General features: G+C 66.3%; 22 protein-coding genes. 12 read left to right on the top strand and 10 right to left on the bottom strand.

The window, feature by feature from the left end; all coding sequences use genetic code 11:
- The 4 genes from AC27VL_RS06675 to ligA form a co-directional block, all read right to left on the bottom strand.
- Positions 1-735, bottom strand: a complete 735-nt coding sequence (locus tag AC27VL_RS06675) for a DUF3011 domain-containing protein (RefSeq protein WP_488765901.1) — start codon at positions 733-735, stop codon at positions 1-3.
- 137 nt (positions 736-872) lie between these two features.
- A complete protein-coding gene (gene epmA / locus AC27VL_RS06670) occupies positions 873-1,829 on the bottom strand; it encodes an EF-P lysine aminoacylase EpmA (protein WP_488765884.1) in 957 nt (318 codons plus the stop codon).
- Complete coding sequence (locus AC27VL_RS06665; protein WP_488765883.1) at positions 1,826-2,311, bottom strand: GNAT family N-acetyltransferase; 486 nt, start codon at positions 2,309-2,311, stop codon at positions 1,826-1,828. Before AC27VL_RS06665 ends, epmA begins: the two co-directional genes overlap by 4 nt.
- A 51-nt stretch (positions 2,312-2,362) precedes the next feature.
- Complete coding sequence (ligA, locus tag AC27VL_RS06660) at positions 2,363-4,834, bottom strand: NAD-dependent DNA ligase LigA (RefSeq protein ID WP_488765900.1); 2,472 nt, start codon at positions 4,832-4,834, stop codon at positions 2,363-2,365.
- Between the two features lie 182 nt (positions 4,835-5,016).
- On the opposite strand from ligA, the gene AC27VL_RS06655 reads away from it, so the two are divergent.
- Positions 5,017-6,141, top strand: a complete 1,125-nt coding sequence (locus AC27VL_RS06655; protein ID WP_488765882.1) for a pyridoxal phosphate-dependent aminotransferase — start codon at positions 5,017-5,019, stop codon at positions 6,139-6,141.
- 77 nt (positions 6,142-6,218) lie between these two features.
- Here AC27VL_RS06655 and zipA read toward each other — a convergent pair whose 3' ends face one another.
- The 6 genes from zipA to AC27VL_RS06625 all read right to left on the bottom strand — a co-directional run bounded on the left by zipA (position 6,219) and on the right by AC27VL_RS06625 (position 12,696).
- Positions 6,219-6,956, bottom strand: coding sequence for a cell division protein ZipA (zipA, locus tag AC27VL_RS06650; protein ID WP_089236099.1), 738 nt, complete (start codon positions 6,954-6,956; stop codon positions 6,219-6,221).
- Positions 6,957-7,002: 46 nt separating this feature from the next.
- Positions 7,003-10,506 (bottom strand): chromosome segregation protein SMC, encoded by a 3,504-nt coding sequence (smc, locus tag AC27VL_RS06645; RefSeq protein ID WP_488765881.1) that lies wholly within the window; start codon positions 10,504-10,506, stop codon positions 7,003-7,005.
- Between the two features lie 390 nt (positions 10,507-10,896).
- A complete protein-coding gene (gene rplI / locus AC27VL_RS06640) occupies positions 10,897-11,349 on the bottom strand; it encodes a 50S ribosomal protein L9 (protein WP_089236101.1) in 453 nt (150 codons plus the stop codon).
- Positions 11,350-11,454: 105 nt separating this feature from the next.
- Complete coding sequence (gene rpsR / locus AC27VL_RS06635; RefSeq protein WP_002804494.1) at positions 11,455-11,685, bottom strand: 30S ribosomal protein S18; 231 nt, start codon at positions 11,683-11,685, stop codon at positions 11,455-11,457.
- 11 nt (positions 11,686-11,696) lie between these two features.
- Positions 11,697-12,134, bottom strand: coding sequence for a 30S ribosomal protein S6 (rpsF, locus tag AC27VL_RS06630; RefSeq protein ID WP_025876882.1), 438 nt, complete (start codon positions 12,132-12,134; stop codon positions 11,697-11,699).
- Between the two features lie 223 nt (positions 12,135-12,357).
- On the bottom strand, positions 12,358-12,696 hold the full coding sequence (locus AC27VL_RS06625; protein WP_033831500.1) for a HesB/IscA family protein: 339 nt from the start codon (positions 12,694-12,696) through the stop codon (positions 12,358-12,360).
- Positions 12,697-12,826: 130 nt separating this feature from the next.
- On the opposite strand from AC27VL_RS06625, the gene asnS reads away from it, so the two are divergent.
- The 11 genes from asnS (at position 12,827) to AC27VL_RS06570 (ending at position 22,391) form a co-directional block, all read left to right on the top strand.
- Positions 12,827-14,221, top strand: coding sequence for an asparagine--tRNA ligase (asnS, locus tag AC27VL_RS06620; protein WP_099820767.1), 1,395 nt, complete (start codon positions 12,827-12,829; stop codon positions 14,219-14,221).
- A gap of 33 nt (positions 14,222-14,254) precedes the next feature.
- Positions 14,255-14,554, top strand: coding sequence for a hypothetical protein (locus AC27VL_RS06615; RefSeq protein WP_006376524.1), 300 nt, complete (start codon positions 14,255-14,257; stop codon positions 14,552-14,554).
- Between the two features lie 7 nt (positions 14,555-14,561).
- Positions 14,562-14,876 carry a hypothetical protein gene (locus AC27VL_RS06610; protein ID WP_089236105.1) on the top strand — a complete coding sequence of 105 codons (315 nt, stop codon included), beginning with the start codon at positions 14,562-14,564 and terminating at the stop codon, positions 14,874-14,876.
- Positions 14,877-14,885: 9 nt separating this feature from the next.
- Positions 14,886-15,524 (top strand): FMN-binding negative transcriptional regulator, encoded by a 639-nt coding sequence (locus tag AC27VL_RS06605; RefSeq protein WP_375070060.1) that lies wholly within the window; start codon positions 14,886-14,888, stop codon positions 15,522-15,524.
- Between the two features lie 73 nt (positions 15,525-15,597).
- Positions 15,598-16,260 carry a carbonate dehydratase gene (gene can, locus AC27VL_RS06600; protein WP_089236107.1) on the top strand — a complete coding sequence of 221 codons (663 nt, stop codon included), beginning with the start codon at positions 15,598-15,600 and terminating at the stop codon, positions 16,258-16,260.
- Between the two features lie 23 nt (positions 16,261-16,283).
- Positions 16,284-16,805: a 3-hydroxyanthranilate 3,4-dioxygenase gene (locus AC27VL_RS06595; protein ID WP_089236108.1), complete on the top strand. Its 522-nt coding sequence runs from the start codon at positions 16,284-16,286 to the stop codon at positions 16,803-16,805.
- Positions 16,806-16,972: 167 nt separating this feature from the next.
- The gene (kynU, locus tag AC27VL_RS06590; RefSeq protein ID WP_100552951.1) at positions 16,973-18,247 is read left to right on the top strand and encodes a kynureninase; all 1,275 of its coding nucleotides are present in this window, start codon (positions 16,973-16,975) and stop codon (positions 18,245-18,247) included.
- 29 nt (positions 18,248-18,276) lie between these two features.
- Positions 18,277-19,644: an FAD-dependent oxidoreductase gene (locus AC27VL_RS06585; protein ID WP_488765880.1), complete on the top strand. Its 1,368-nt coding sequence runs from the start codon at positions 18,277-18,279 to the stop codon at positions 19,642-19,644.
- Entirely contained in the window at positions 19,644-21,083 is a 1,440-nt protein-coding gene (gene sbcB, locus AC27VL_RS06580) for an exodeoxyribonuclease I (RefSeq protein ID WP_100552953.1), read from the top strand. Before AC27VL_RS06585 ends, sbcB begins: the two co-directional genes overlap by 1 nt.
- Positions 21,080-21,766: a DUF2461 domain-containing protein gene (locus AC27VL_RS06575; RefSeq protein WP_488765879.1), complete on the top strand. Its 687-nt coding sequence runs from the start codon at positions 21,080-21,082 to the stop codon at positions 21,764-21,766. Before sbcB ends, AC27VL_RS06575 begins: the two co-directional genes overlap by 4 nt.
- Positions 21,767-21,839: 73 nt before the next feature.
- Entirely contained in the window at positions 21,840-22,391 is a 552-nt protein-coding gene (locus AC27VL_RS06570) for a DUF2939 domain-containing protein (RefSeq protein ID WP_488765878.1), read from the top strand.
- Positions 22,392-22,448: the final 57 nt, after the last annotated feature.

Raw genomic sequence — 22,448 nt, 5'->3', positions numbered from 1 at the left:
TCAGTTCACCGAGAATTCGGCGCGGCAGCCGCCGTCGACCCAGATGCCGTTGCGGTTCCAGCCCCAGGTATTGCCTTCTTCGCACGGAGTGCTGGAAAGCTGGTTGGAGATGGTGGCGCTGGTGGAGATGCTGGCGCCACAGAAGCGGCGCTTCTTGGACTTGGATTCGCAGGTCAGCCGGCGCGGCATGTCGACGAAACGGCCCTGCTCGTCGGCCACCTCGAAGTCACCCTGGCACCCCCGGGTGGTCCATACCTCATTGCGCTTGTAGCCCCAGCCCTGCCCTTCCCGGCACGGCAGCACCGACAGCTGCCGCAGCAGCCGCACCGGCGCGCCATCCAGGCGTACCGGGCAACTCTGCGGGCGCCCGTTGGACTCACAGCGCACGACCCGTCGCACCAGACGCTTGCGACCCTCGGTCGACGGCGCCGCTGCATCCGTCTCGGCCGGGCGCGCGCGGAACTCGGCACGGCAGCCCAGGGTCACCCACACGCCACTGCGGTCGGTGCCCCACTCGCTGCCACGGATGCAGCTGTTGCTGGACAACTGGCGGATCAGATCGACGCCGTTGCTGACATCGATATCACAGTGCACCCAGCCCATGTCGCGGGATTCGCAGGTCACCACTTCGCTGTCATAGCCAAGCGACTGCGCCGATGCGGTCGACGGAAGCAGACCACCCCATATCGCCACGGAGTACATCGGTGCCGCTACGACCGCGAACCACTTGACCAAAGCCTTCCCCATGAATGGATGAACCACGACGCAAGTGTGCGGTATCGGCTGTGATAAGAGCATCATCGTGCTTGCTGAATCAAGCGCGACAAAACGCGTTTTCGTTCAGCCTGCCAGGTCCATGGGAAATCGTCGGGTCATGCGTGGGCGAAATCGAATGCAAGTACATCTGCAATGCGCGGTGTACGGTGCATCGCCATCAACAGGCGATCAATGCCAACGGCAACGCCGGCACAGTCGGGCATCAAAGGCAGTGCATGCAGCAACGCTTCATCCAATGCGGGCTGTACCTGTCCGCGCGCGTGGCGGCGCTGCAGGTCATGCTGGAAACGCGCGCGTTGTTCAGCCGCATCGTTCAGTTCGTGATAACCGTTGGCCAGTTCCACCGCGCCCAGGTACAGCTCGAAACGCTCGGCCAACGGCGGTGTGCCGGCACGGATGCGCGCCAGTGCCGCCTGGCTGGCGGGCCAGTCGTGGACGACGGTCATGACCGCGTCATCGAAATGCGGTTGGATACGGTGGGTCATCAACAGATCCAGCCAGTCATCGCGGGTCAGGCCCACCGGATCGATGTGCACTTCGCCCAGCGCGGCGCGCAGCACTGCCTCATCGGCATCGAACGGGTCCACGCCTGCGTGCTGCTGGAACAGCTCGCGATAGCTCAGCACACGCAACGTCGCGCTGCGTCCCACCAGCGCCAGTGCCTGCCCCACCAGTTCTGCGGTTTCCTGCAGCAGCCGATGGTGGTCCCAGCCAACCCGATACCACTCCAGCATGGTGAACTCGGGATTGTGGCGGCCGCCCGCTTCGCCGTTGCGGAACACCCGGCCCAGCTCATAGCAGTCGCCCACGCCGGCAGCGAGCAGTCGCTTGAGCGGAAACTCCGGCGAGGTGCGCAGCCAGCGGCGGCGACCGCCCGCATCGACGTGACCGCTGAAATCGGTGTGGAAGCTGTCGATGTTCGGCTCGGTGTTGCCGGCCACCGACAGGATCGGCGTTTCCACCTCCAGCACACCACGCTCGGCAAAGAAGCGCCGCACCAGTGCATTGAGTGTGGCGCGCTGTTGCAGGCTGCGCAGCAGCGCCTCGCTCACAGGATGCCCTCCGGGCGCGGATGGTCCAGCGGCAGGGTCAGCAGATCGCGGGTGTCATAGATGTAGCCGCTGGCCAGATACAGGCGGCGCGCCAGTTCGTTGTGATGATTGACCTCCAACCGCAGCCGGCTCACGCCGCGCCCCCGCGCGCGCTGTTCGCAGATGGCCAGTGCCCGCTTGCCACGGCCACGGCCGCGTGCGCGATGGCTGAGATAGAGCTCGTCCAGCAGCATGAAATGGCCGCCCTGCTCCAGGCTGAAGCCCATCGCGATCACCGCATAGCCGACGACGGCTGCGGCCTCGTCCAGCCACAGCAGCACTTCACCGTTGCGCGGATCGGCCAGCAGCGCATCGACGCCACGGCGCACGCGCACATCTTCGAATTCGATCTTGTCTTCGGCGTAGAAATCGCGCATCAGCGCGATCAGCAGTTCCTCGTCGGCACGGGTGGCCAGGCGGAAATCCAGCGGAGCGGTCTGCATCAGTGTTCCTCTGCGGTTGCGTGCCGGGCGCCTGCACACCCGGCCGGTTCATCATTCGTGTTCGGCGAGGTAGGCCAGCAGGCGCTCTTCATCCCACACCGGAACGCCCAGCGCTTGCGCCTTGTCCAGCTTGGAACCGGCCTCGGTGCCGGCCACCACGAAACTGGTCTTCTTCGACACGCTGCCGGACACCTTGGCGCCCAGCGCCTCCAGGCGCTCTTTGGCGGTATCGCGATTGAGCTGGGCCAGCGTGCCGGTGAGCACGACCGTCTGCCCGTCCAGCGGGCCGGCCACCACTTCGGCCAGGGCCGGTGCATTGGCCAGGATGTGTTTCATCTCCACTTCGGCCGCCAGCAGCATCGCGCCATGGCCCTCGCTGTCCAGCCAGTCGGCGACGCCGCGCGCGGTGTCATCGGGCAGGCCGGCGTTGACGAACTGGCCGTGCTCGGCGTCCAGCACCGATTGTGCGCTGGGCAGTGCGGCGACCAGCTTCTCGGCACGCAGGCGGGTGATGCCGGGAATCTCCGCTTCAACCAGCAGTTGGGCCAGGTCAAGACCTTCGCGCAGCTTTGCGCTCGGCGGGTGCACGTCGCTGATGCGTACCTGCCCCACCTGCAGCAGCGCATCGATGGCCTGCTGGTTGCCTTCCTGTTCGAAGAAGTGGCCCAGCGAGCGCGCCACCTCGCCACCGATATCCGGCACGCGCTTGAACAGCGGCCACGGCAGACGGCGGATCAACGCCAGATCGCCAAACCACTGTGCCAGTGCCTTGGCGGTGCTCTCGCCAACGTGCTCGATGCCCAGCGCGAACAGCAGTCGCTCCAGCGTCGCATCACGGCTGGCGTCGATCGCAGCAATCAGGTTGTCCGCCCACTTGGTGGCGATCTTCTTCGTATTCCATTCGAAGGCGGCCGGCTGTGCCAATGCCTGCGCGCGCCACCCGGCATCGTTGCCATCCAGCTTCAACACGGCGTTGAGCACCGCGCCGCTGCCTTCGGCCGGCAGGTGCAGTTTCAGGCTGGCTGCGAGTGCCGAAGGGTCTTCAGCATCCAGCACCAGCTTCAGGTGCAGCAGCTGGTCACGGGTGAGGCGGTACAGATCGGCCACGCTCTTGACGATGCCGGCGTCCACCAGGGTTTCGATGTACTTGTCGCCAAGGCCGTCGATATCCATCGCCCGTCGCGAGGCGAAGTGGGCGATGGCTTCCTTGCGCTGCGCCGGGCAGGACAGCTCGCCCGAGCAGCGCCACGCGGCGGCCCCCTCCTCGCGCACGATCTCCGAGCCGCACACCGGGCAGCTGGTCGGCATCTGCCAAGGCGTGGTGCCCGCAGGGCGTCGGTCGAGGATGACGCTGACCACTTCCGGGATCACATCGCCAGCACGGCGCACGATCACGCTGTCACCCACGCGCACGTCCAGCCGCGCGATCTGGTCAGCGTTGTGCAGGGTGGCGTTGGAGACGATCACCCCAGCCACCGCGACCGGCGCAAGACGTGCCACCGGCGTGGCAGCACCGGTGCGGCCGATCTGGATTTCGATGGCCTCCAGCGTGGTGCTCTGTTCCTGCGCCGGGAACTTGTGCGCGATGGCCCAGCGCGGTGCGCGCGAAACGAAACCCATGGTCTGCTGACCGGCGCGATCATCGAGCTTGTAGACCACACCATCGATATCGAATGCCAGGCTGTCGCGACGCTCGCCGATGTCCCGGTAATAGGCCAGCAGGCCGTCGCTGCCCTCCACCACCTTGCACAGGTCGCTGACCGGGAAGCCCCATTCGCGCAGCTGTGCCAGCGTGCCCGAATGCGTATCGGGCAGCTCACCGCCCTGCACTTCACCGGTACCGTAGGTGAAAAAACTGAGCCTGCGCTGCGCGCTGATCTTCGGGTCGAGCTGGCGCAGCGAACCGGCGGCTGCATTGCGCGGATTGGCCAGCACCTTGCCACCGTGCAGGCGCGCGCGCTCGTTGTAGGCCTCGAAGTCGGCGCGGGCCATGTAGACCTCACCACGCACCTCCAGCACATCCGGCCAGCCCTTGCCTTTCAGCCGCTTGGGGATGTCGCCGATCTCGCGCAGATTGGCAGTCACGTCCTCGCCGGTGCTGCCATCGCCGCGGGTGGCGCCCAGCACGAAATGGCCGTCCTCGTAACGCAGGCTGATCGCCAGGCCATCCATCTTCGGCTCGGCGGAAAAACGCAGGGTGCCGCGGCGCAGACGCTCATCGATGCGGCGTACGAAGTCGGCTACTTCCTCATCGCTGAAGGCATTGGACAGCGACAGCATCGGCACCGCATGGGTGACTTCGGCGAAGCGTCCCGACGGGCGGGCGCCCACCTGCTGGGTCGGGCTGTCGGCACGGGCAAGATCGGGATGCTCGCGCTCCAGCGCCTCCAGCTCACGCACCAGACGGTCGTAGTCGACGTCGGGGATCTCCGGCGCATCCAGCTCGTGATAGGCACGATTGGCCTGGGCGATCTGCCGGCGCAGGTCTTCGGCACGTTCGGCGGGGCTGGGGCTCATCGGAATCCGCGGGTTCTGGGATGGCCGGGAATTCTACCGCGCCTGCGCGTCAGGCCCTGTCTGTAGCGTCGAGCCAGGCTCAGCGGGCGGCGAACAGCAGTCAAGCGTGGCATCGGCTCCACGCAACCGCTTGCCGGCACTCGCTGCCAGCGCTAGCGTGCGTCGGTCGCCCTTCCGGAACCGCCCCTGTGACCCTGCCCGCCTCCCGTCGCCACTTCCTGCAACTGGCCGGCGCCGGCCTCGCGCTCGCCAGCAGCGGCCTGCCCCGGTCGCCCCAGGCACAGCCAGCGACTGTGGCCGCGCCAAACGCCGATGTCGGCGCGGTGCAGCTGAACTTCAACGAATGCCCGTATGGCCCCTCGCCCGCCGCCCAGCAGGCGGCGCGCGACAGCATCGCCAGCTGCGGGCGTTACCGCTTCGCCCTGGCCGGTGAGGTGCGCGATGCCTTCGTCGCCCTGGCCGGAATTCCCGCCGACCACGTGCGCCTGTATCCGGGCTCCAGCGAACCGCTGAACCGTGCGGCGACGCTGTGGACCGGCCCACAGGCGGGCCTGGTGGTGGCCGACCCGACCTTCGAGACGCTGGGCGAGATGGCAGCCGCGCGCGGCGCCCAGGTGCAGAAGGTGCCACTGCGCAACGATGGTGCGCACGACCTGCGCGCGATGGTTGCAGCCGCGCGCGCGCGACCAACCGGCCTGCTGTACGTGTGCAATCCCAACAATCCCACCGGCTCGATCAGTCCCGCCGACGAACTGGCCTGGCTGCTGGCCAACAAGCCCGCCGGTACCCTCGTGCTGCTGGACGAGGCCTATCTGCAGTACAGCGAACAGCCCAGCCTGATTGCACAGGTGGCCCGGCGCGATGACCTGATCGTGCTACGCACGTTCTCCAAGCTGTACGGCATGGCCGGCCTGCGCCTTGGCGTGGCGGCGGCACATCCCGAGCGCCTGCGCGAGCTGGCCAGCCTGGGCGAGAACCCGCTGCCCGTGCCCGCACTTGCAGCGGCACTGGCCAGCCTGCGTGACCCGCAACTGATCCCGCAGCGACGCCTGCAGAATGCCAAGGCCCGGCAGAGCACCATCGCCTGGCTGGGCAAGCGTGGCTTCGACTGCCTGCCGACGGAAGCGAACTGCTTCGTGGTGGATGTGCAGCGTGACGGCGCTGCCTTCGCCAAGGCCATGGCGGACAACGGCGTGGTGATCGGCCGCAGCTGGCCGATCTGGCCCCAGCGCGTGCGCGTGACCGTGGGCACCGAGGAAGAGATGGCGCGCTTCCGCAGCGCGTTCGCGAAGGTGGCGGGCGTACCGGCGTAGACCGCATCCACGCATGGCGTGGATCTACTGGTCTGGTGGGTGCCGACCGTTGGTCGGCACGCCAGGACCTGCTGCGCTTACCAGCGCGGGGTCTTGGTCAGCGGCGGGGCCTGGTGCTGGCGGTCATAGGCGCGCAGCTCATCACGGATATGGGCGATGCGCTGGCGACCGAGCGCGTTGCGGCCGTCATCCAGTACCACGCCATCCAGCAGCTCGGCCATGCGCTGCACGGTCGGCAGCATCTTCTCCCAGGCATCCAGCGCGGTCAGCGGCGCGGGCAGGGTCAGGAAGAAGGCGATGGCCGGGGTTTCCATCGCGCGGATGTTACCCATGTCGAAGCTGCCCGGCTTCATGATGCTGGCCATCGAGAAGATCGGGCCACGTTCGGGATGACCCTCGACCAGCCGGTGGAAGACATTCATGTGGCCAAACACCAGGCCGGTCTTCTCCGCTGCCACGACGATGTCTTCGCCACGCAGTTGTTCGCCGGCGCGGGCGGCCACGAACAATGAAACGATCTTGTCGAAATCCTGGGTCGCGCGCTTGCCCAGGTCGCTGGCCGCGCCATCGACGTCGGGCAGTCCCAGTTCGGCCTGCTCGACCGCATCGCCCATGCCAGGCTCGACGCGGGCATCGGCCACGGGCACGCCATCCTCGCCCAGCACCGGCTCACGGCGCTCGCCGCTGGTCGGCTCGGCGCTGTCCAGACGACGGCCCTGGGGCTTCTTCTTGGGACGGCCAAACAGGAAGATCGCAGCGACCAACAGCAGGCCGGCGGCCAGGATGCCGATGCGCAACAGTGCCGTGTCGGACATTCGTTAGGTTCTCCGGCTAGTTCATTCAGGTAACTAGGATGGCACGTCAGGCCGCGCCCGCCAATCGCGCGGCTTCTTCCAGGTCCACACTGACCAGGCGGCTGACGCCCGGTTCGCGCATCGTCACGCCCGACAACTGGTGCGCCGCTTCCATCGTGGCCTTGTTGTGGCTGACGAACAGGAACTGCACCTTCTCGCTCATTTCCTTGACCATGTTGGCCAGGCGGCCGACGTTGGCTTCATCCAGCGGCGCGTCCACCTCGTCCAGCAGGCAGAACGGCGCCGGGTTGAGCTGGAAGATCGCAAACACCAGCGCCACGGCGGTCATCGCCTTTTCGCCACCGGACAGCAGCGAGATGCTCGACACCCGCTTGCCCGGGGGGCGCGCCATGATGGTCACACCGGTGTCGAGAAGGTCTTCACCGGTCAGTTCCAGGTAGGCGTGGCCACCACCGAACAGGCGCGGATACAGCGCCTGCACACCGGCGTTGACCCGATCGAAGGTGTCCTTGAAACGGCCGCGGGTCTCGCGGTCGATCTTGCGGATCGCATCTTCCAGGGTCTCCAGCGCCGTGGTCAGATCCATGTGCTGGGCATCCAGATATTCCGAGCGCTGCGATGCTTCGCCATATTCGTGGATCGCGGCGAGGTTGACCGGCTCCAGCCGGCGCATGCGGCCATCGATCTGGTGCACGGCTTGTTCCCAGTCGCCCAGGCGCGCCTCTTCGGGCAGCGTGTTGATCACATCCTGCAGCACGAAACCGGCCTTCTCCACTGCGCCCTGCAGGGTTTCGGCACTGAGCACCAATGCCTGCTGGTCCAGCTTGCGCTGCGAAATACGCTCGCGCTGGGACAACGCCTGCTCGTCGCGCTGGTGGCGGGTCTGCTCGTAATTGCGCAGCTCGGCGTCGATGCCATCCAGCAGCGTGCGCGCCTCGGTCAGCACGCGATCGGCACGCACACGCTCTTCCAACGCGTTCTGGTGCTCTGCCTGCAGCGACTCGACCGGTGTATCGCCTTCGTCCAGCTGCGAATGCAGTTCGCCCAGGCGCGAATCAAGCTGGCCACGCTGGGTGCTCATGCGTTCCAGTGCCTGGCTCAACGAGGCCACCTGGGCACGCTGCGATTCCAGGGTCAGCGCCAACGCATGCGAACGCTCGCGTACCGCACGGGCGGCGTCGCGGGCCAGATCGCGCGCCTCGGTCAACTGACGGCGTTCGCCCTCCAGACCCTGCCGGTTCGACTCCAGGTCGCCCATGCTGTTGACCGCATTCTCCAGCCGCGAACGCGCTTCACGCGCCTGCTCGCGATTGATGTCCAGGGTCTCCAGCAACTGGCTGAGCTCGCCTTCGATGCGGTCGATGCGTGTGCGTGCGGCCTCGACCTTGCCCTGCTGGCCCTGCAGCTGGCCAGCCAGTTCGGATACCGCGCGGTGCGCCAGGTACAGCGCCCGCTGCGCATCCTCGCGCTGCTGTTCGGCGGCCAACAGATGCTCACGGAAACCGGCCAGCTGTTCTTCCAGTTCGGCTTCGCGCGACTGCAGCTGCTCGATCTGCTCGCGCAGTTCATTGATTTCGCGTTCGCGCAGCAGCGCGCCCTGCTTGGCGGCGCCGGAGCGCGATACGCGCACCCAGCCCTCGCCCAGACGCTCACCGCCCTGGGTGATGATGGAATCGCCCTCAGGCAGGCTGGCCTGCAGGGCATTGGCTTCGGCCAGGTCGCGCGCACCGTGCAGGCGCGCAAGCAGGCGACGGATCGGCGCCGGGCCACGCACACGTGCAGCCAGCGAGGTCGGTGCGACCTTCAGGTCCGCGCCGTCATTGGCGACCAGTGCGATGCGGCCTTCGCCCAGTTCGCCCAGCGCGTCGACCAGGCTGGCGGGGTCATCGACCAGAACGCCTTCGATCAATTGGCCGAGGGCGCTTTCCACCGCGTTTTCCCAACCGGCATCGACATCCAGACGCTCGCCCACGCGTGCGGCCGAATCCAGGCCACGCGACTTCAGCCAGGCCACCGCCGCGCCCTGCTCCTGGCCGAGTGCGGCCTGCTGCAGGGTTTCCAGCGAGGACAGGCGACCGCGCAGACCATTGACCTGCTTGCGCAGTTCGGCCAGTTCGTTCTGGCCGCTGCGCTGCTGCTCCTGCACCGCGGCAACACCGTGCTTGCGCTCCTCGACCTGTTCGGTCAGTTCATCCAGCGCGGTCTTCTGCGTGTCGTGCTGCAGATGCAGATGTTCGAAGACTTCATCCAACGCATCCACGTCCAGGCCTGCGCGCTCGGCCGCCAGCGCTTCGCGGCGACGGTCGGCGTCAAGGATCTGCTTGTCCAGGTAGTCCACGCGGGTGCGCTCGACCTCGCCCGCACGTGAGGCTTCCGAGCTCTGCGAAGTGTGCTGCTCCCAACGTTGCTGCCAATCGGACAGCCGCGTTTCGGCCTCACGCAGGCCTTCCTGCTTGATCTCGTTCTCTTCCTGCAGTTCTTCCAACTGCGGGGTGGCCGCATCGACCGCTTCGCGCAGCACCATCAGCTTGGCTTCGTCACCACTGATGTGCTGGCCCAGTTCGGCCAGTGCCTGGCGGGTTTCATCGCGCGCCTTGTGCAGGCGCTGCGACAGTTCGCGCTGGTGCTGGATCTGCTGTTCGAGACGGGCCAGCGTGCTGCCCACCTGATAGACCTCGGCCTGCGCGGCGTTGAGCGAATCGGCGGCCTCCTCGCGACGAACGCGCGAGGTCTCGATCCGCGCCTCGGCGTCACGCTGGTCGGCGATCAGTTGCTGCAGCTTGGTTTCTTCCTGCGACAACCCTTCGCGCAGCTTGGACAGGCGACCGTCCAGTCCGCGGTACTCCAACGCCTTCCACTCCGCATCCTTGACCCGGCGCTCTTCCTGCAGCGCCTGGTACTGCTCGGCCTGTTTGGCCTGCCGCTTGAGGTGTTCGAGCTGCTTGGTGATTTCCTCGCGCAGATCGCCAAGGCGGTCCAGGTTCTCGCGGGTGTGGCGGATGCGCGTCTCGGTTTCCTTGCGGCGCTCCTTGTACTTGGAGATGCCCGCAGCCTCTTCCAGGTACACGCGCAGGTCTTCCGGGCGCGCCTCGATGATCTGGCTGATCATGCCCTGCTCGATGATCGAGTAGCTGCGCGGGCCAAGGCCGGTGCCGAGGAACAGGTCGGTGATGTCGCGACGGCGGCACTTGGTGCCGTTGAGGTAGTAGTTGCTGCTGCCGTCACGGCTGACGGTGCGCTTGACCGAGATCTCGTTGAACGAAGCGTACTCGCCGGAAATCGTGTGATCCGAGTTGTCGAAGATCAGCTCGACGGTGGCCTGCGAAACCGGCTTGCGGGCATTGGAACCGGAGAAGATCACGTCGGTAAGCGAGTCACCCCGCAGGCGGCTGGCCGAACTTTCGCCCATGACCCAGCGCACGGCGTCGATGATGTTCGACTTGCCGCAGCCATTGGGCCCCACCACGCCGGTCATGTTGGTCGGCAGGTGCAGCGTGGTCGGATCGACGAAGGACTTGAAACCGGACAGCTTGATCGTGGAAAGACGCATGGCGTGATTGGGTTCCGGGCAAGGGCCTTACGGCCGCCACCATAGTGGATGTCAGGTCAGCCAGCACCTCAAGCCCTTGATTTCAAAAGAATTCAACAAGGCCAAGGGTGACGCAATGGAATGAGTATAGCGGGGCGAATGTTCCACGGGCGGGAGGAAGCTCCGCGCTCATGCCCGCTCCTGCTCTCCGGCGTCGCCGCAAACAGCCCAGTACATCGACCCGTGCCCGGAAAATGAGAGCAACGTGTTGATATTCATGGATTCATCCTGGGGCCGCCGGCACATGCGTCACCCGCCAAGCACCGACCCGGCCCGGCCTCCATCGCCCAAAACAAAACGGGCACCCTTGCGGGCGCCCGTTCTGGTGATGCCAAGCCTTACGGCGTGGGATCAGGCCTTTTCGGCTTCAACCACGACCTTGACGGTGGTCTCGACGTCCGCGTGCAGGTGCACCAGGACTTCGTACTCGCCAATGTTGCGGAAGGCGCCTTCGCCCAGGATGACTTCGCTCTTGCTCAGCGGCAGGCCGGCAGCGGTGAAGGCATCGGCGATTTCGCGCGCGCCGACCGAGCCGTACAGCTTGCCTTCGGTCGAAGCGTTGGCGGCGACGGTCACGCTCGCGCCTTCCAGCTTGGCCTTGCGGGCTTCAGCGTCGGCGTGGATGGACTGGGCCTTGGCTTCGTAATCAGCGCGCTTGGCTTCGAACTCGGCCTTGTTGCTCTCGGTGGCCGGAACGGCCTTGCCCTGCGGCACGAGGAAGTTACGGCCGTAGCCCGGCTTCACGTCGACCAGGTCGCCGAGATTGCCGAGGTTGGTGACTTTCTGCAGGAGGATCAGCTGCATGGTATTGCTCCAGATAAGTTATTCGTTAGCGAGGCGCGGGCCCCGCAACAAAGGCTGTCCGAATAGCTGGCACAGCGGGGGCAGCGCGGAGCCGCCCCGCCGGCATCAGACGTCGTGGTTGTCGGTGTACGGAATCAGGGCCAGGAAGCGAGCGCGCTTGACGGCGGTCGCCAGCTGACGCTGGTACTTCGACTTGGTACCGGTGACGCGGCTCGGCACGATCTTGCCGTTCTCGGTCAGGTACTGGCGCAGGGTGTTGAGATCCTTGTAGTCGATCTCCTTGACACCTTCAGCCGTGAACTTGCAGAACTTGCGGCGACGGAAGAACTTGGACATGTCAGTGCTCCTTAGGCGGCCGAAGCGGCGTCGTCGCCGGCATCGTTGTCAGCGGCGGGGGTGGTTTCGCCTTCTTCGTCATCACGACGACGACGCTCACCACGCTCGGGCTTGTCGCCCTTCTCGTCCTTGCTCTTCATGATCAGCGACTGCTCGGTGTCAGCCTCGTCACGCTTGATGACCAGGTTGCGCAGCACGGCGTCGTTGAAGCGGAAGCTCTCGGTCAGTTCGGTCAGAACGGCCTGGTCGACCTCGATGTTCAGCAGCACGTAGTGCGCCTTCACCAGGTTCTGGATCGGGTACGCCAGCTGGCGGCGGCCCCAGTCTTCCAGACGGTGGATGGTGCCGTTGCCGTTCTCGACCAGCGACTTGTAGCGCTCGATCATGGCCGGGACCTGCTCGCTCTGGTCCGGGTGGACCATGAACACGATTTCGTAATGACGACTCATGTTTTTCTACCTTTCGGATGTGGCCTTGCGGCCGGACAGCCCCCCGCCGTTGATACCGCGGTGGGGCAAGGGATCCTGCCAGGGAGGCAGGAAGCCGCGCATTATGGCGCAGATGGGGGGACTGGGCAACCGGTGGGTAAGCGGGCCACCTGAACCGGGGGCGCCCTGCTCCCGTGCCGACAAGGTCGGCAGCTACCAAAGCGGGGCCTGGCCCCGCCAGCACTCAGGCCTTGTCGGCGTCGGTGGTGAAGCTCTCGCCGCAGCCGCACTCGGCGGTGGCATTCGGGTTGCTGAACGTGAAGGTCTCGCTCAGGCCGTGCTTGCCGAAGTCGATCACGGTGCCGTCCACCAAGGCCAGGCTCTTGGCGTCGACGTAGATCTTCACCCCGTCCTGGTCGAACACGGTGTCGTCCGCGCGCTCGTCGCGGGCCAGGTCGGTGATGTGGCCCCAGCCCGAGCAGCCGGTCTTGGTCACGCCAAAACGCAGGCCCAGCGCGCCGGGGGTCTGGGCGACGAAGCGCTGCACGCGCTCGAAGGCAATAGGGGTCAGGCTGACAGCCATGGTGGATCACTCCAGAGGTACCGGGACATTATAGGGAGCCGATGACCGCAGAAATGCCTCGCAAGCAGAACGCTGCAACCGGTAAACTCCCGTGTTCAGAGATCGAGTCGATCAGCAGAGGATTCAAGTCATGACGGTGGTCAGCGTTGAACATGCGCTTGCCGGGAAGATCCCGGAAGGTGGCGAAGTCACGGTACGCGGTTGGGTGCGCACGGTGCGCGGTTCAGCAAATCTGGCTTTCGTGAATGTGACCGACGGCTCCTGCTTCGCCCCGATCCAGGTCGTGGCCGGCGACGCGCTGGCCAACTTCGACGAAATCAAGCGCCTGACCACCGGCTGCTCGCTGGTGGCCACCGGCACCCTGGTGAAGTCGCAGGGCAAGGGCCAGTCGTTTGAGATCCAGGCCAGCGCGGTCGAGGTGGTCGGCTGGGTCGAAGACCCGCTCACTTATCCGATCCAGCCCAAGCCGATGACGCCGGAGTTCCTGCGTGAAGTGGCGCACCTGCGCCCGCGCACCAACCTGTTCGGCGCGGTCACCCGCATCCGCAACTGCCTGGCCCAGGCCGTGCACCGCTTCTTCCACGAGAACGGCTTCAACTGGATCAGCACCCCGATCATCACCACCTCCGACGCCGAAGGCGCCGGCCAGATGTTCCGCGTGTCCACCCTGGACATGGTGAACCTGCCGCGTGATGCCCAGGGCGGGATCGACTTCAGCCGCGACTTCTTCGGCAAGGAAACCTTCCTGACCGTGTCCGGCCAGCTGAACGTCGAGGCTTACTGCCTGGCGCTGAGCAAGGTGTACACCTTCGGCCCGACCTTCCGCGCCGAGAACAGCCACACCACCCGCCATCTGGCGGAGTTCTGGATGATCGAGCCGGAAATCGCCTTCGCCGACCTGGCCGAAGACGCACGCCTGGCCGAAGAATTCCTGAAGTACCTGTTCCGCGCGGTGCTCAACGAGCGCGGCGACGACCTGGCCTTCATCGCTGAGCGCGTGGACAAGAACGCGATCACCAAGCTGGAAGACTTCATCAACGCGCCGTTCGAGCGCATCGACTACACCGATGCGGTCGCCCTGCTGCAGAAGTCCGGCAAGAAGTTCGACTTCCCGGTCGAATGGGGCCTGGACCTGCAGACCGAGCACGAGCGCTGGCTGACCGAGGAACACGTCGGCCGCCCGGTGGTGGTGACCAACTACCCCGAGCACATCAAGGCCTTCTACATGCGCCTGAACGATGACGGCAGGACCGTCGCCGCGATGGACGTGCTGGCCCCCGGCATCGGCGAGATCATCGGTGGCAGCCAGCGCGAAGAGCGTCTGGATGTGCTGGATGCACGCATGGCGCAGTTCGGCCTGGATCGCGAGCATTACAGCTGGTACCGCGATTTCCGCCGCTACGGCTCGGTGCCGCACGCCGGTTTCGGCCTCGGCTTCGAGCGCCTGGTGGTCTACGTCTGCGGCCTGTCCAACATCCGCGATGCGATCCCCTACCCGCGCGCCCCGGGCAGCGCGGACTTCTAAGCCCACACGCACGACCACGGAGGTACTGCCCCCATGACCCTGTTCTTCGCCCTGTGTTTCGTCGGCGTTGCAGTGGCCGGGTTCAGTGCCTTCGTGATTTTCTGGCCGCTGACCCTGGTGCATGTGCGCGATCGCCATCCGGCGCTGGCGCAGCGCTTCGGCAGTGGCGCCTTCCTCAAGCCCGACGCGCTGGGCTGGCTGCTGCGGCGCGAATACCGCACCCAGCCGGACCGGTCGCTGTCCGGGCTGGCGACGCCCGCCTGGGTATCGCTGCTGACCCTGCTGGCTGGACTGGGCATGGCTGCCCTGCTCTGGCTGGCCTCGCTCTGGTAATACACACATGAACGACCTTTCCCACGTCCGTGACAGCTGGTGGCTGGCCAGCCTCGGCAACACCCTGATCTGGGCACGCCTGCGCATCCGCGAGGCCGGCACCGCCGAAGTGCTCGACAGCGATGGCAATACGCTGAGCTACGACAGCGAGGACACCGCCCGCTCGCAGCTGTTCGACGCCGAGTTCGTCGAGTACGAAGGCCTGGACGAAGAAGATGCGCTGGTGCGCGGATTCTCGCTGCATGAAGTGCAGCCACCGCAGGCGGGCAGCGACGAAGGCCTGCGCGGGCGCATGGTGCAGTCGCTCGGCAGCCGCGCCTGAGGCCAACCGATGTTCACCCCGCGCGCTTTCGCACAGACCGACCTGCAGTGGCTGGATCGCCTGCTGGCGCGTGATCCATTCGTCACCGTGCTCACCGCCGGTGGCGATGGCTTGCCGGAGCTGACCCGGTTGCCGGTGCTGTACCAGCGCGACGGCGACCACATCGAGCTGCGCGGCCACTGGGCCCGCGCCAACCCACAGGCACGCCACAGCGGTGCGGCCAAGGTGCTGGTGGACGGGCCGCATGGCTATGTATCGGCCAGCTGGTACCCGGACAAGGAGCCTGCCGCGCGGGTGCCTACCTGGAACTACGCCGCCGCCGAGCTGCGCGGCCAGCTGCAGACGTTCGACGATACCGATGCGCTGGCCCAGCTGGTCAGCGATACCGGCGACCGCTTCGAAGCCAGCGTCGGCCAGGACTGGCGGTTCGAACCCGAGCGTGACGATCACCGCCGCCAGCTGCGCGGCATCATCGGCTTCCGCTTCACCGTCGAACAGGTGCAGCTGACGTTGAAGCTGAGCCAGAACCACCCCGAGGCCAACCAGCAGGCGGTGATGGCCGAACTGGAACGCCTGGACAATCCCCATTCCACCGAACTGGCGCAGTGGATGCGCCGGTATCGCGACGAAGCCGCCGCAGGCAGCTGAGCGCCCTGTTTCCCGCGACGACGCGACCAGAACGGCCGCGCCTTGCCCCCACCCGACGTCAGGGACCCCGAACATGAAAGACATCCACAAGCTGCTGCAGAACAACCGCGAATGGGCAGACCGGATCGAGAAGGAAGATCCGGACTTCTTCCATCAGCTGGCCAAGCAGCAGCATCCGGAATACCTGTGGATCGGCTGCTCCGACTCGCGCGTGCCGGCCAACCAGATCATCGGCATGGCCCCGGGTGAGGTGTTCGTGCATCGCAACGTGGCCAACGTGGTGGTGCACACCGACCTGAACTGCCTCAGCGTGATCCAGTACGCCGTGGACCAGCTGAAGGTGAAGCACATCCTGATCGTCGGCCACTACGGCTGCGGCGGCGTGCACGCCAGCTTGAACAACACGCGGGTGGGCCTGGCCGACAACTGGCTGCGCCACGTCGGTGACGTGGCACAGAAGCACGCGGCGATCATGGATGCGATCGAGGAGCCGGAGCTGAAGCACGCACGCCTGTGCGAACTGAACGTGATCGAGCAGGTGGTCAACGCCTGCCGCTCGACAATCGTGCAGGACGCCTGGGCACGCGGCCAGAAGCTGATGGTGCACGGCTGGGTGTACAGCCTGAAGGATGGCCGCGTGCGCGAAATGGGCATCGACGTGGGCGCACCGGAAGACCTGCAGCCTGCATACGAGAAGGCCCTGTCCTACGTTCCGCGCCGCGGCCGCCGCGACTGACCCTCCCTCCCACGGACACTCCCATGCTTGCCTCCCCCATCAACCTGCTGGGCTGGATCGAGGAAAACCGGCATCTGTTGAAGCCGCCGGTCGGCAACAAGATGATCGACAACGGCGATTTCATCGTGATGGTGGTCGGCGGGCCGAACAGCCGCACCGATTTCCACTACGACGAAGGCCCGGAGTGGTTCTATCAGCTGGAAGGCGAGATGGTGCTGAAGGTGCAGGAGGATGGCGCGGTGCGCGATATCCCGATCCGCGCCGGCGAAATCTTCCTGCTGCCGGGCAAGGTGCCGCACTCACCGCGGCGCCCACCCGGCGGCGTCGGCCTGGTGGTGGAACGCAAGCGCCTGCCGCATGAGCGCGACGGCGTGATCTGGCATTGCGAGCGCTGCAACCACAAGCTGTACGAAGAGTACTTCACGCTGCAGAACATCGAGACCGACCTGCCGAAGGTATTCGCGCGCTACCAGGCCAGCCTGGAACTGCGTACCTGCAGCGAGTGCGGCCACGTGGATCCGTTGCCCGCACCAGCGACGGCCTGACAGCGACGCCGCGCTGGTAGATGCCCACCTTGGTGGGCACTCGGTCGCACGTGCGCCAACCAAGGTTGGCGACTACCGCATCATGCGGTGCTGGTGTTGGGTTGGCAGGCACCGGGTCATGCCCCAGGCGCTACACTGGCAGTCCCGTTGCAGCCTGTTGCCCGACCATGTCCGACCTGCTCAGCCGCACCCACGCCATTGCCCTTGATGCCGCCGATCCGCTGCGGCCGCTGCGGCAGGAATTCCTGATTCCGCGCCACGGCGGTGGTGAGCAGACCTACTTCGTCGGCAACTCGCTGGGCCTGCAACCGCGCGGCGCGCAGGCGGCGGTGCAGGAAGTGATGAAGCAGTGGGGCGAGCTGGCGGTGGAAGGCCACTTCACCGGGCCGACCCAATGGCTGTCGTACCACCGTCTGGTCAGCGCGCAGCTGGCACGCGTCGTCGGCGCACTGCCCAGCGAAGTGGTGGCGATGAACACGCTGAGCGTGAACCTGCACCTGATGATGGTCAGCTTCTACCGGCCCACGGCCGAACGCCCGGTGATCCTGATGGAAGCCGGCGCGTTCCCGACCGACCGCCATGCGGTGGAAGCGCAGATCCGCTTCCATGGCTTCGACCCGGCCGACTGCCTGGTGGAAGTGCAGCCGGATGAAGCCAACGGCACGATCTCGATGGCCGCGATCGAACGCGCGATCGCCGCGCACGGTCCGCGCCTGGCGCTGGTGTTGTGGCCTGGCGTGCAGTACCGCAGCGGCCAGGCCTTCGACCTGGATGCGATCACCCGCGCGGCACGCCTGCAGGGCGCGCGCATCGGCTTCGACCTGGCGCACTCGGTCGGCAACCTTCCGCTGCACCTGCATGACGTCGCCCCGGACTTCGCCGTGTGGTGCCACTACAAATACCTCAACAGCGGCCCGGGCGCCGTGGCCGGTGCCTTCGTGCACGAACGCCATCATCGCGACACCACGTTGCCGCGTTTTGCCGGCTGGTGGGGCCATGACGAAGCCACCCGCTTCCAGATGGCGCCGCAGTTCCAGCCCGCGGTTGGCGCCGAGGGCTGGCAGCTGAGCAATCCGCCGATCCTCGGCCTGGCGCCGCTGCGTGCGTCGCTGGACCTGTTCGAACGTGCCGGCATGGACTCGCTGCGCAGCAAGTCGCTGGCACTGACCGGCATGCTCGACGCACTGGTGCGCGCGCGCCTGCCGCAGGTACTCGAAATCGTCACCCCGGCCGAACCCGAGCGCCGCGGCTGCCAGCTGTCGCTGCGGGTGATCGGCGGCCGCGAGCGCGGACGCGCCCTGTTCGAGCATCTACGCGCCATCGGCGTGCTGGGTGACTGGCGCGAGCCGGACGTGATCCGCATCTCGCCCACCCCGCTCTACAACCGTTACCTGGACGTGCACCACTTCGTCGAGGAAGTGGAAGCCTGGGCCGGCCTGTAAGCCGCCCTCCCCTACTGCTGGACAGTTCGTTGATCGCACATGCATCCCGCTCGCTGAGCATTGTCGGCGCCGGCCTGGCCGGATCCCTGCTGGCCATCCTGCTGTCACGGCAGGGCTGGCGCATCACCCTGTACGAACGCCGTGGCGATCCGCGCATCGCCGATTACGAAAGCGGTCGCTCGATCAACCTGGCCTTGGCCGAGCGCGGACGCAACGCGTTGCGCCAGGCCGGTGTGGAAGTCGAAGTGATGGCGCGTGCGGTGATGATGCGCGGGCGCATGGTGCATCCGCGCGAAGGCGAGCCGCAGTTGCAGCGCTACGGTCGCGACGACAGCGAAGTGATCTGGTCGATCCATCGCAGCGACCTCAACACCACACTGCTGGAACTGGCCGAGCAGGCCGGTGCCACCGTGCATTTCCACCGCCGCCTGCACACGGTCGATTTCGATGCCGGCTACGCGCGCTTCATCGATGATCGCGACGACAGTCCGCACGATATCCGCTTCGACACGCTGGTGGGTGCCGACGGTGCAGGCTCGGCGCTGCGTGCGGCGATGAACCGGCGCGAACCGCTGGGCGAGGACATTGCCTTCCTCGACCATTCCTACAAGGAACTGGAAATCCCGCCCACCGACGATGGCGGCTTCCGCATCGAGCGCAATGCGCTGCACATCTGGCCACGCGGCCACTACATGTGCATCGCCCTGCCCAACCACGAGGGCACGTTCACCGTGACCCTGTTCCTGCCCAACCAGGGCGATCCGAGCTTCGCTACGGTCAACACTGGCATCCAGGCGGAAGCACTGTTCGCGCGCGAGTTCGCCGATACCCTACCGCTGATTCCCAACCTGCGCGCGGACTGGGAGCAGCATCCGCCGGGCCTGCTCGGCACGCTCACCCTGGAACGTTGGCACCAGCAGGACCGCGCCGTGCTGATCGGTGATGCCGCGCACGCGATGGTGCCGTTCCACGGCCAGGGCATGAACTGTGCGTTCGAGGACTGCGTGGCACTGGCCAGGCATCTGATGGAGGCGGACGACCTGCAGAGCGCGTTCGCTGCGTTCGAAGCCGAGCGCAAACCGAACGCGCGTGCGATCCAGCAGATGGCGCTGGAGAACTATCTGGAAATGCGCGACCGGGTGGCCGATCCGGCCTTCCTGCTGCAGCGCGAGCTGGAACAGGAACTGCAGCGGCGCTGGCCGACGCGTTTCGTCCCGCACTACACGATGGTGACCTTCCTGCACACGCCCTATGCCGAGGCACTGCGCCGCACCGACATCCAGCGCGAGATGCTGATCACCGCCACAGCGGGCCACGACACGCTGGACAACATCGACTGGAACGCACTGGAGGCGCAGATCCATGCGCGGCTGCCGGTGCTGGAGGGCGCGCACTGATGGCCGACAGCTTCCTGTTCTACGACCTGGAAACCTTCGGTCAGGATCCGCGTCGCACCCGCATCGCCCAGTACGCGGCGATCCGCACCGACAGCGATCTCAACGAGATCGACACGCCGGTCAGCTTCTTTGTTCGCCCGGCTGACGATCTGCTGCCCTCGCCGATGGCCACGATGGTCACCGGCATCACCCCGCAGCAGGCGCTGGCCGAAGGCATCAGCGAAGCTGAAGCATTCGATCGCATCAACGAGCAGCTGTCGCGCCCCGGCACCTGTGCGCTGGGCTACAACACTCTGCGCTTCGATGACGAGTTCATCCGCTACGGTCTGTTCCGCAACTTCCACGACCCGTACGAACGCGAGTGGCGCAATGGCAATTCGCGCTGGGACCTGCTGGACATGCTGCGGCTGATGCATGCCATCCGTCCGGAGGGCATCCATTGGCCCAAGCGCGAGGACGGCGCCACGTCGTTCAAACTCGAACACCTGGCCGAGGCCAACGGCGTGCGCGAGGGCGATGCCCACGAAGCACTGTCGGACGTGCGCGCGACGATCGGCATGGCGCGCCTGTTCAAGCAGTCGCAGCCGCGCCTGTGGGACTACGCGTTGAAGCTGCGCGACAAGCGTTTCGTCGGCAGCCTGCTCGACATCACCGCGCTGAAGCCGGTGCTGCATATCTCGATGCGTTACCCGGCCAGCCGCCTGTGCGCGGCGCCGGTGTTGCCGCTGGCGGTACATCCGACCATCAACAACCGGGTGATCGTGTTCGACCTCGACGGCGATATCGACGACCTGCTGGAGCTGCCTGCCGAGGTGATCGCCCAGCGCCTGTACCTGCGTGCCAGCGAACTGCCCGAAGGCGTAGCCCGGGTGCCGTTGAAGGAAGTGCACCTGAACAAGGTGCCGGCGCTGGTGGCCTGGAACCACCTGCGCGCCGATGACCACGCACGACTCGGGCTGGACGTGGCAGCGATCGAAGCCAAGGCCGAACGACTGCGCGCGTTCGCACCACAGTTGGCCGAGAAGGCGCGCCAGGTCTACAACCAGCCGCGCGCGGCGAGCGTCTCCGACGTGGACGCTTCGCTGTACGACGGCTTCCTCGGTGCCGGCGACAAGCCGCTGCTGGCACTGGCACGGACCACGCCACCGGAACAGTTGGCTGCACTGGAAGGCCGCTTCCGCGACCCGCGGCTGCCCGAGCTGTTGTTCCGCTACCGCGCCCGCAATCATCCCGGCAGCCTCGCACCGGAAGAACGCGAGCGCTGGAATGCCTATCGCCGCCAGCGCCTGTCCGGCGAGGAAGGCCTGGGCGAACTCAACCTGGCCCAATACCAACAGCAGCTTGATGCGCTGGCGGCCGAAGCGCCCGACGACGTTCGCCGCGCCACGCTGCTGCAGTCGCTGCGTGACTGGGGCCAGCACCTGCAGGAGGACCTGTGAGCACCTATTTCTCCGATGCCAGTTTCAAGTTCCTGCGCAGCCTGGCGCTGCACAACGACAAGGCCTGGTTCAACGACCATCGTCAGCAGTACGAAGACCATGTGCGGCAGCCGTTCCTGCGCCTGCTGGGCGACCTGCAGCCGGCGCTGACAGAGGTGAGCGGACACTTCCGCGCAGACACCCGTGGCGTGGGCGGCTCGTTGTTCCGCATCCACCGCGATGCGCGCTTCTCCCATGACAAGTCGCCGTACAAAACCTGGCAGGGCGCGCGCCTGTTCCATGAGCGCCGCCGCGAAGTGGCCGCGCCCTCGTTCTACGTGCACCTGCAGCCGGGCGAGAGCTTCGTCGGCGCCGGGCTGTGGCATCCCGAACCGGAAACCCAGCGCCGCGTCCGCCACTTCATCCTCGACAACCCCGGTAGCTGGAAGGCAGCCGCGCATGCACCGGCGCTGCGCAAGCGTTTCGACTTCGAGGAAACCGAGAAGCTGGTGCGTCCACCGCGCGGCTTCCCCGCCGACTTCGAGTTCATCGATGACCTCAAGCATCGCAACTGGGTGATGTGGCGTTCGCTGGACGATGCCACGATGACCGGCCCGCGCCTGCTGTCCACGCTTGGCAAGGATCTGGCAGGGTTGGGCCCGTTCGTCGACTACCTCTGCGCCGCGCTGGATCTGGAGTTCTGACCGGCACCGGCGCCGTCACCGGCATCACCCGTCGTTCACCACCGGCACCCCCACTTGCGGCAGGCTGTGCACCATGAAGAAGCTCATTGGCATCCTCGTTCTGCTGATCGTCGTGGTGGCGGGCTGGTGGTTCGGCGGCCCGTACCTGACCGTGCATGGCCTGTCCAAGGCCATCGAACAACGCGACACCGCGCGCCTGGAGCGCTACGTGGATTTTCCACGCGTGCGCACCAGCCTGCGCGCCCAGCTCAATGATTACCTGGTGCGCCAGGCCGGGCCCGAGGTGGCTGCCAGCCCCTTCGGCGCCCTGCTGTACGGGTTGGGCGACCAGCTGGGCGGTGCCGCGGTGGAAACCATGGTCACCCCCACCGGCATCGGCGCGATGCTGCAGGGCCACGTGCTGTGGAAGCGCGGCCGCAATGAACTACAGGGTGGTGATGCCTTCGGCACGACCGAACCGGCGCGACCGCTGAAGAACGCCGAACACCACTTCGAAGCGCTGGACCGCTTCGTGGTCGACGTCGATCGCGGTCCCGGCCAGCCACCGTTGAAGGTAGTGCTGGAACCGCAGGGCCTGCGTTGGAAGGTGGTGGACCTGCAGCTGGGGATGTCAGCCACGCCTTGATCGGTAGACGCCCACCTTGGTGGGCGCCGATGCATGGCAGTGCCAACCAACGGTTGG

It is taken from the genome of Stenotrophomonas sp. 14P6.2.3 (assembly GCF_057799055.1).
The sequence above is the reverse complement of the archived record's forward strand: the minus strand, read 5'-3'. Positions and strand labels throughout refer to the sequence as shown.